Here is an 8,190-nt window from a genome sequence, read left to right as displayed (position 1 = left end):
GCAGTGCTGTTTAGACCCATGTTCACACTGCCTCCGATTTCTTCCTGTTGATGCTCTCGGCGATCCAGCGATCCAGTTCGGAGCGGCGAAAGCGCCACGTGCCGCCGAGCTTGAACGCCGGAATCTCTCCCTTCTGGGCCAGGCGATAGACCGTCCGTTTTCCGGCTTTGAGGTATGCGGCGACTTCGTCGAGCGTCAGGATTTCGTCTTCTGGATCAGTCATCGTCTTGCCTTTGCCATTTGCCGACGCTGGATTTCGTTAGCCAAGATTGGCCAATTCTACCAAGCACGGTAGGTTCTCGCCAGCTCCGCATTCCGGGAACTCTGCGCAGTCGATGGCCGCCTCGACCCAGGAATCCGGTCATGCCGTAGTTCCCATTCCCTGCGGCGCAAAGCGAGAGCGCGCCACAGCATCTGGCCATCGCTTCAACGGGGAATGGCACGATGGGACAGACCAACCGCCGCACATCCGCATGGCCTTCGCTGGCCGTGCTGTTGGCTGTGTCGTTCTCGGCGCTGCAGCCTGCCGTCGCTGCCGACAGCCTCGCCTTGGAGCGTGAGCAGCTCGCCGCGCTCGCCCGCCAACTCGACCTGATCGACCGCCTCGCCGAGCACGCCGCCAATACCGCTCCGCAGGAACGCGCCCGCTACCACTTCGACTACGCCCGGCTGCGCGCCGACCTGAAGCGCGTTCGCGCCGGCCTGCAGGACTACCTCGTGCCCCAGCGCGCCCAGCCGCGCGATCCCGTCCCGATGGCCGGCGATTACGTCCGCCGCGACCGCGCCCACGACGAGGAGCCGTCGCCATGACGCCCTCTGCCGATCAGGTCGCCGCCTTCCAGGCCAACGGCGGCTTTGCGCCTTCGGCCGTCTCTGCCGTGGTGCTCGCTTTCGTGTTCGCCGTGTTGCTGCTGTGGGGCGTGTGGGCCATGCGCACCGCCTACGTCGGCTGGGCCGAGCACCGCATCACTGAACGTCAGTTCCTCGCCGTCGTCGTGCGCTTCGTGGCGATGTACCTGGTGCTGACCTTCTTCCTCCTCTCCTGAACGTCACGAAAGGCCATACGCCATGAACCTGCCATCGACATCCCATCGCATTCCGTCCCGCATCGTCGCACTGCTGCTGCTACCGCTGGCGTTCGCGGGCCTGCCGCTGTCGGCCTTCGCGCAGGGCCTGCCGACCATGGAAGACCCATCGCGCGGCCAGGGCAGCGGCATCCTGCAGACCTTGCAGAATTACGGCTACGACATCGTGCTGCTGATCGCGCTGCTCGTGGTCGCCTCGATGTTCGTCGGTGTCTGCTATCACGCCTACACACGCTACTCGGAGATCCACACCGGCCGCGCCACCTGGGGCCAGTTCGGCCTGACGGTCGCCGTGGGCGCAATCCTGCTGGTGGTCGGCATCTGGCTGCTCACCAAGGCCACCGGCGTGCTGTGAGGGCGGCAAGCGATGGCCGTCCCTTCGGAGACCCCGCGCGACACCCTGGTGACCTTCCTGCCGCACCGGCTGAACCGCCAGCCGGTGGTCGTGCGCGGGCTGACCGCCGACGAGTTGTGGATCTGCGCCGGCCTGTCGGCCGCAGCCGGATTCGTGCTCGGCCTGCCGCTGGCCTGGCTCACGCACAGCATCGCCATGGTGCCCACGCTGATCGTCGCCGGCATCGCGCTGGGCGTCTTCGTCGGCGGCGGTTTCCTGCGCGCACAGAAGCGCGGCCGGCCCGACACCTGGCTGTACCGGCAGCTCCAGTGGCGGCTGGCCCTGCGGCACCCGGCGCTGGCGGCACTCCTGGGCGGGCAGCGCCTCATCACCCGCTCGGGCTTTTGGACTACCCGGCGCAATGCCGATCGAGGTGCGCCATGAGCCGTTTCAAGAACGAGGTTGCGCACTTGCAGGCGCACGTGAAGACGCTGCGTCTGGGGGCCGGCGCGTTGTTCGTGGTGGCGCTGCTGCTCGGCTTCGGTTGGTGGAGTGCGCCGAAGAGTCTGACCATCCATGTGCCGCCGGACTTGCGCTCGGGCAGCACGCGCAAGTGGTGGGACGTGCCGCCCGAGAGCGTGTATGCCTTCTCGTTCTACATCTGGCAGCAGGTGCAGCGCTGGCCCACGAACGGCGAAGAAGACTACCCGCGCAACCTGCGCGCGCTGTCGGCCTACTTCACGCCGAGCTGCCGGGCCTTCCTGCAACAGGACTACGAGTACCGGCGCGCCAGTGGCGAGCTGCGTCAGCGCGTGCGCGGCATCTACGAGATTCCCGGCCGCGGCTACGGCGATGATCCGGCCACGCGCGTCAAGGTGCTCTCCGACCGCGACTGGATCGTCACGCTCGACGTGAGCGCAGACGAATACTACGGCGCCGAGCAGGTCAAGCGCGCCCTGGTGCGCTACCCCATCAAGGTCGTCCGGCTGGACATCGACCCCGAGCACAACCCCTTCGGCCTGGCGCTGGACTGCTACGCCAGCGCACCCCAGCGCATCGAAACGCCGCCGACGCCGAGCCAGGCCGGCGCGCCCGCCAACGCCTCCGGCCACCTGCAGGGAGACGCTCCATGAAGCCCGTTGCCTTGTCGGCCCTGGCCGGCGTCCTGCTGATCCTCGGTTTCGTGCCGGCCAGCCAGGCCGTGGAAATCCTGCGCTGGGAGCGGCTGCCCCTGCCGGTGCCGCTGGTGGTCGGTCAGGAGCGCGTGGTCTTCATCGACCGCAATGTGCGCGTCGGCGTGCCGGCCAGCGTCGGCGACCACCTGCGCGTGCAGAGTGCCGGCGGCGCGATCTACCTGCGGGCGAGCGAGCCGATTCCGCCCACGCGGCTGCAACTGCAGGACGTGGAATCCGGGGCGCTGATCCTGCTCGACATCGCCGCCGAGCCGGCGAAGGACGGCCAGGCGCCACTGGAGCCGGTGCGCATCGTGGAAGCGGAAGCCCCCGCGAAGCGCTACGGCGGCGGCGCAGCAAGCGGCGCGGACGAGCAGGTCGATGCGCCCGCAGACAAATCCGTTCCCCAGCGCGAAACGCCGGTACCGGTCGTGCTGACGCGCCATGCCGCACAAAACCTGTACGCGCCGCTGCGCACCGTCGAGCCGGTCGCCGGCATCGGGCGCGTAAACCTGCGCCGCGGCCTCGCGCTGGACACCTTGCTGCCGACGCTGCCGGTACGCGCGCGGGCACTGGCCGCGTGGCGCCTGGAAGACCAGTGGGTGACGGCCGTGCGACTCACCAACGCCGCCGCGCGCTGGCTCGACCTCGACCCGCGCGCCCTGCAGGGGAACTTCGTGGCGGCGACCTTCCAGCATCCGAACCTGGGCCCGGCCGGCACCCCGTCCGACACCACGGTGCTCTACCTGGTCACGCGCGGCCACGGCCTGGCCGAGTCGCTGCTGCCGGCGCTGAGCCCGATCGATGCCACCGTGAACCTGCCGCCGGCCGCCGCGGCCGGCTCGACCGGGGGAGCGCGCGATGAAGAGTAATCCGCTGCTCAAGTGGCTGCTGATCCCGATGGCGCTGCTGCTGGTGTTCGTCGGCATCAAGCTGTTCTCCGGCGCCCCCGGCGGCCAGCCCGCCCCCAAGGGCGCGGCCGGTACGCTCACGCCCGAGGAGATGAAAGCCCTGGGCATCGCCGGCGACACGCCGCGCGATACCGTCGCCACGCTGGTGGCCCAGGTGAAGCAGTTGCGCACCGAGCTGCAGAGCGCGCTCGGCGACAACAAGCAGCACAAGGCCGAGAACGAGCGCCTGCGCGCGCGGGAAAGCGCGATCGACCAGCGCATCCAGAGCGCGCTGGAGGGCGAGCGCAACCGCCTGGAGCAGGAACGCACCCAGGTGGCCAGCGACAGGCAGCAGACCCAGGGGCTGCTGCAGGATCTGCAGCGGCAACTGGACGGCCTTGCCGGCAAGGGTGGCCCGTCCGACTTGCCCGTCGGGCTGGGGCTGGAAGAGGGTGACGGCAAGCGCTTCAACCGCGGCACCAATGGCACGCAGTGGGTCGAGCCCGACGATGCCAAGGTCGACGCCAGGAGCGGCAGCAAGGAGCCGAGCTTTCCCCTGAGCTTCGGGCCGGCCCATAAAAGCCTGTCGGCCGCAGTGGAATCCGTCGCCGACGTCGGCAGCCGCGCGGTGGGCGCATCCACGAAGGCCGTCTACACCGTGCCATCGAACTCGACGCTCATGGGGTCGGTTGCCATGACGGCGCTGATCGGGCGCGTGCCGATCGATGGAACCGTCAACGACCCGTACCCTTTCAAGGTGCTGATCGGCCCGGACAACCTCACGGCCAACGGCATCGACATCCCCGATGTGGCCGGCGCCGTGGTCAGCGGCACGGCCTCGGGCGACTGGACGCTCTCGTGCGTGCGCGGGCAAATCCGCTCGGTCACGTTCGTGTTCCAGGACGGCACCATCCGCACGGTGCCGGAGGACAGTGGCAAGGGCGGTACCAGCGGCGGCAACGCGGGTCACAACGGCGCCAGCATCCAGGGCGGCCTGGGCTGGATCAGTGACCCCTACGGCATTCCCTGCGTCAGCGGCGAGCGGCGCAGCAACGCCCAGCAGTACCTGGGCAGCCAGGCGCTCATCACCGCAGCGGGCGCCGGCGCGGCCTCGCTCATCAAGTCCGACAACGGCAGCGTGGCCGTGGTCGCCAACAGCAACGGCTCGCTGGGCACCGTCGGCATCAGCGGCAACGAAGCGATGGGCCGCATCCTCGCGGGCGGCGTGCGCGACATGGCCGATTGGGTCAACAAGCTCTACGGCCAGGCCTTCGCGGCGGTCTACGTGCAGCCTGGCGCCAAGGTGGCCGTGCATCTGGAGCAACCACTCGACATCGACTACGACGCCAAGGGGCGTCGGGTCCACCACCGCACCGGAGAAGCCCATGCCTCGGATCTGGATTGACGCGGCCGCCGTGCTGCTGGCGGCCACCCTGCTCGGCGGCTGCGCCACCAGCAAGGAGAAGCTGCTGCCGCACGGCGACAGCACCATGCTCGACATCTGGCATCGGGAGACCGGCGGCAGCGCGGGCGGCGGCCAGGCCGCGCGGCAACTGCTCGATGCGCGCCAGGGCCTGCGCCGGCCGCTGGTCGAGGCCGATGTGCAGGCGGCGCCCGGCGTGCAGGCGCGCTACACCCGTACCGCGCAGAACGAGATCTACCGCCAGTTCCACCGCCTGCCGAACCCCGACCTGGTGATGTACGTGTTCCCGCACCTGGCGGGCACCGACCCGGTGCCGGTGCCCGGCTACAGCACGGTGTTCCCGCTCTACCAGCGCGTGCAGTACGCGATGCCGGGCGAGCGCGTGGAGGACTACTGATGGCCTGGTCGCTGCCGTGGTCACGCAAGCCCGACGCATCGCCTGCTGACGCCGTGGATGCGGCCGATGATGCCTGGGCACGGCACGTAACGGCGCTGGCGGTACAGGGTGTCGCCGAGCCGGGCAGCGCGCTCGGCCGGGGCCGGCGCAGGCCGGCCACCCAGGCCGACCACGATGCGCTCTATGGCGTCGCGCCGTCGTTCGCGGACTTGCTGCCCTGGGTCGAGTACCTGCCCGGCAGCAAGTGCATGTTGCTGGAAGATGGCCAGTCGGTGGCGGCCTTCTTCGAGCTGGCGCCGGTCGGCACCGAGGGCCGCGAGATGGCCTGGCTGTGGCAGGCGCGCGATGCGCTGGAGAACGCCCTGCAGGACTCCTTCGACGAGTTGGACGACAACCCCTGGGTGGTGCAGCTCTATGCCCAGGACGAGGCCGACTGGGACAACTATCTGCGCTCCCTGGCGAACTATCTGCAGCCGCGTGCGCAGGGCAGTGCGTTCAGCGACTTCTACCTGCGCTTCTTCGCCCATCATCTGCGGGCCATCGCCAAGCCGGGTGGCCTGTTCGAGGACACCACGGTGACGCGCCTGCCGTGGCGCGGCCAGGTCCGGCGCGTGCGCATGGTGGTCTACCGCCGCACGTCCGCGGCCCCGACCCCGCGGCGCGGCCAGTCGCCCGAGCAGGCGCTGACCACGATCTGCGACCGCCTCGTCGGCGGGCTGGCGAATGCCGGCGTGAAGGCTCGGCGTCTCGGCGCAGCGGACATCCACGCCTGGCTGCTGCGCTGGTTCAACCCGAATCCGACCTTGCTCGGCGCCACTGCTGAAGACCGCGAACGCTTCTACGCGCTGACCCGCTACCCGGAAGAGCGGGAGGAGGGCGAGATCGAACTCGCCAGCGGCACCGACTTCGCACAGCGCCTGTTCTTCGGCCAGCCCCGCTCGGACGTGCCCAACGGCCTGTGGTTCTTCGACGGCATGCCGCATCGGGTGATCGTGATGGATCGCCTGCGCACGCCACCCGTGACGGGCCATCTGACGGGCGAGACGCGCAAGGGCGGCGATGCCATGAACGCGCTGTTCGACCAGATGCCCGAGGACACGGTGATGTGCCTGACGCTGGTCGCCACGCCCCAGGACGTGCTGGAGGCGCACCTCAACCACCTCGCCAGGAAGGCCGTCGGCGAGACCCTGGCCTCGGAGCAGACCCGGCAGGACGTGCAGCAGGCGCGCGGCCTGATCGGCAGCGCGCACAAGCTCTACCGCGGCGCGCTGGCGTTCTACCTGCGCGGCCGCGACCTTGCCCAGCTCGATGCGCGCGGCCTGCAGCTCGTCAACGTGATGCTCAACGCCGGCCTGCAACCGGTACGCGAAGAGGACGAGGTAGCGCCGCTGAACAGCTATCTGCGCTGGCTGCCGTGCGTGTTCGACCCGGCTGCCGACAAGCGCCAGTGGTACACCCAGCTCATGTTCGCGCAACATGCGGCGAACCTGGCGCCGGTCTGGGGCCGCAGCCAGGGCACGGGGCATCCGGGCATCACGTTCTTCAACCGCGGCGGCGGCCCGATCACCTTCGATCCGTTGAACCGCCTCGACCGGCAGATGAACGCGCATCTGTTCCTGTTCGGCCCAACGGGTTCGGGCAAGAGCGCGACGCTCAACAACATCCTGAATCAGGTGACGGCGATCTATCGGCCGCGCCTGTTCATCGTCGAGGCGGGCAACAGCTTCGGCCTGTTCGGCGACTTCGCGGCACGGTTGGGCCTCACCGTGCATCGCGTGAAGCTCGCGCCGGGCGCGGGCGTCAGTCTGGCTCCGTTCGCCGACGCCTGGCGCCTGGTCGATACGCCGAGCCAGGTACAGACGCTGGACGCCGATGCGCTCGACGACGACCGGACCGATGCCGGCATGGCCGTGGAAGGCGACGAGCAGCGCGACGTGCTCGGCGAGCTGGAGATCACTGCACGACTGATGATCACCGGCGGCGAGGACAAGGAAGAAGCGCGCATGACGCGCGCCGACCGCAGTTTGATCCGCCAGTGCATCCTCGATGCGGCCCAGCGCTGCGTAGCGGAGAAGCGCACGGTACTGACCCGCGACGTGCGCGAGGCGCTGCGCGAGCGCGCCCGCGACGCCACGCTGCCTGAGATGCGGCGCGCACGGCTGCTGGAGATGGCCGACGCCATGGACATGTTCTGCCAAGGCGTGGACGGCGAGATGTTCGACCGGTCCGGCACGCCGTGGCCCGAGGCGGACATCACCATCGTGGATCTCGCCACCTTCGCGCGCGAGGGCTACAACGCCCAACTCTCGATTGCCTACATCTCGCTCATCAACACCGTCAACAACATCGCCGAGCGCGACCAGTTCCTGGGCCGCCCGATCATCAACGTGACGGACGAAGGCCACATCATCACGAAGAACCCGCTGCTCGCGCCCTACGTGGTCAAGATCACCAAGATGTGGCGCAAGCTCGGCGCCTGGTTCTGGCTCGCCACGCAGAACCTGGACGACCTGCCGAAAGCGGCCGAGCCCATGCTCAACATGATCGAGTGGTGGATCTGCCTGTCGATGCCGCCCGATGAAGTCGAGAAGATCGCGCGCTTCCGCGAACTCAACGCTTCGCAGAAGGCGCTGATGCTCTCGGCACGCAAGGAGGCCGGCAAGTTCAGCGAGGGCGTCATCCTGTCCAAGTCGATGGAAGTGCTGTTCCGCGCCGTGCCGCCCAGCCTCTACCTGGCGATGGCGATGACCGAGCCCGAAGAGAAGGCCGAACGCTTCCAGTTGATGCAGCAGCACGGCATCAGCGAGCTGGACGCCGCCTTCCGCGTGGCCGAGAAGATCGACCGTGCGCGGGGCATCGAACCGCTGGCGCTGGATACGTTGGCCTGAC

General features: G+C 68.9%; 10 protein-coding genes. 9 read left to right on the top strand and 1 reads right to left on the bottom strand.

The window, feature by feature from the left end; translation table 11 throughout:
• Window positions 1–22: 22 nt before the first annotated feature.
• A complete protein-coding gene (gene mads1, locus ACZ5PP_RS01980; RefSeq protein ID WP_004254928.1) occupies window positions 23–223 on the bottom strand; it encodes a methylation-associated defense system helix-turn-helix domain-containing protein MAD1 in 201 nt (66 codons plus the stop codon).
• Between the two features lie 221 nt (window positions 224–444).
• Here mads1 and ACZ5PP_RS01975 point away from each other — a divergent pair, with 221 nt between their 5' ends.
• From ACZ5PP_RS01975 to ACZ5PP_RS01935, 9 genes are read left to right on the top strand one after another with little or no spacing between them, the layout of a single operon-like run.
• Entirely contained in the window at window positions 445–810 is a 366-nt protein-coding gene (locus ACZ5PP_RS01975) for an integrative conjugative element protein, RAQPRD family (RefSeq protein ID WP_464826653.1), read from the top strand.
• A complete protein-coding gene (locus tag ACZ5PP_RS01970) occupies window positions 807–1,046 on the top strand; it encodes a TIGR03758 family integrating conjugative element protein (protein ID WP_003140997.1) in 240 nt (79 codons plus the stop codon). The genes ACZ5PP_RS01975 and ACZ5PP_RS01970 overlap by 4 nt, the downstream gene beginning before the upstream one ends.
• A 22-nt stretch (window positions 1,047–1,068) precedes the next feature.
• Window positions 1,069–1,440 (top strand): TIGR03745 family integrating conjugative element membrane protein, encoded by a 372-nt coding sequence (locus ACZ5PP_RS01965; RefSeq protein WP_009397207.1) that lies wholly within the window; start codon window positions 1,069–1,071, stop codon window positions 1,438–1,440.
• A 12-nt stretch (window positions 1,441–1,452) separates the two neighbouring features.
• The gene (locus ACZ5PP_RS01960) at window positions 1,453–1,863 is read left to right on the top strand and encodes a TIGR03750 family conjugal transfer protein (RefSeq protein WP_237264677.1); all 411 of its coding nucleotides are present in this window, start codon (window positions 1,453–1,455) and stop codon (window positions 1,861–1,863) included.
• Window positions 1,860–2,552 (top strand): PFL_4703 family integrating conjugative element protein, encoded by a 693-nt coding sequence (locus ACZ5PP_RS01955; RefSeq protein ID WP_464826652.1) that lies wholly within the window; start codon window positions 1,860–1,862, stop codon window positions 2,550–2,552. Before ACZ5PP_RS01960 ends, ACZ5PP_RS01955 begins: the two co-directional genes overlap by 4 nt.
• Window positions 2,549–3,463 (top strand): TIGR03749 family integrating conjugative element protein, encoded by a 915-nt coding sequence (locus tag ACZ5PP_RS01950; protein ID WP_464826651.1) that lies wholly within the window; start codon window positions 2,549–2,551, stop codon window positions 3,461–3,463. Before ACZ5PP_RS01955 ends, ACZ5PP_RS01950 begins: the two co-directional genes overlap by 4 nt.
• Entirely contained in the window at window positions 3,453–4,886 is a 1,434-nt protein-coding gene (locus tag ACZ5PP_RS01945; protein ID WP_464826650.1) for a TIGR03752 family integrating conjugative element protein, read from the top strand. Before ACZ5PP_RS01950 ends, ACZ5PP_RS01945 begins: the two co-directional genes overlap by 11 nt.
• Window positions 4,867–5,301, top strand: a complete 435-nt coding sequence (locus ACZ5PP_RS01940; RefSeq protein WP_004254902.1) for a TIGR03751 family conjugal transfer lipoprotein — start codon at window positions 4,867–4,869, stop codon at window positions 5,299–5,301. Before ACZ5PP_RS01945 ends, ACZ5PP_RS01940 begins: the two co-directional genes overlap by 20 nt.
• Window positions 5,301–8,189: a conjugative transfer ATPase gene (locus ACZ5PP_RS01935; RefSeq protein WP_464826649.1), complete on the top strand. Its 2,889-nt coding sequence runs from the start codon at window positions 5,301–5,303 to the stop codon at window positions 8,187–8,189. The genes ACZ5PP_RS01940 and ACZ5PP_RS01935 overlap by 1 nt, the downstream gene beginning before the upstream one ends.
• Window position 8,190: the final 1 nt, after the last annotated feature.

The sequence above is a fragment of the Thauera sp. DNT-1 genome (assembly GCF_055393985.1).
This window is presented reverse-complemented; position numbering and strand designations above follow the sequence as displayed.

Coding starts and splice junctions, on each gene's coding strand:
- mads1 (WP_004254928.1), bottom strand. CDS start 223: ATGACTGATCCAGAAGACGAAATCCTGACGCTCGACGAAGTCGCCGCA.
- ACZ5PP_RS01975 (WP_464826653.1), top strand. CDS start 445: ATGGGACAGACCAACCGCCGCACATCCGCATGGCCTTCGCTGGCCGTG.
- ACZ5PP_RS01970 (WP_003140997.1), top strand. CDS start 807: ATGACGCCCTCTGCCGATCAGGTCGCCGCCTTCCAGGCCAACGGCGGC.
- ACZ5PP_RS01965 (WP_009397207.1), top strand. CDS start 1,069: ATGAACCTGCCATCGACATCCCATCGCATTCCGTCCCGCATCGTCGCA.
- ACZ5PP_RS01960 (WP_237264677.1), top strand. CDS start 1,453: ATGGCCGTCCCTTCGGAGACCCCGCGCGACACCCTGGTGACCTTCCTG.
- ACZ5PP_RS01955 (WP_464826652.1), top strand. CDS start 1,860: ATGAGCCGTTTCAAGAACGAGGTTGCGCACTTGCAGGCGCACGTGAAG.
- ACZ5PP_RS01950 (WP_464826651.1), top strand. CDS start 2,549: ATGAAGCCCGTTGCCTTGTCGGCCCTGGCCGGCGTCCTGCTGATCCTC.
- ACZ5PP_RS01945 (WP_464826650.1), top strand. CDS start 3,453: ATGAAGAGTAATCCGCTGCTCAAGTGGCTGCTGATCCCGATGGCGCTG.
- ACZ5PP_RS01940 (WP_004254902.1), top strand. CDS start 4,867: ATGCCTCGGATCTGGATTGACGCGGCCGCCGTGCTGCTGGCGGCCACC.
- ACZ5PP_RS01935 (WP_464826649.1), top strand. CDS start 5,301: ATGGCCTGGTCGCTGCCGTGGTCACGCAAGCCCGACGCATCGCCTGCT.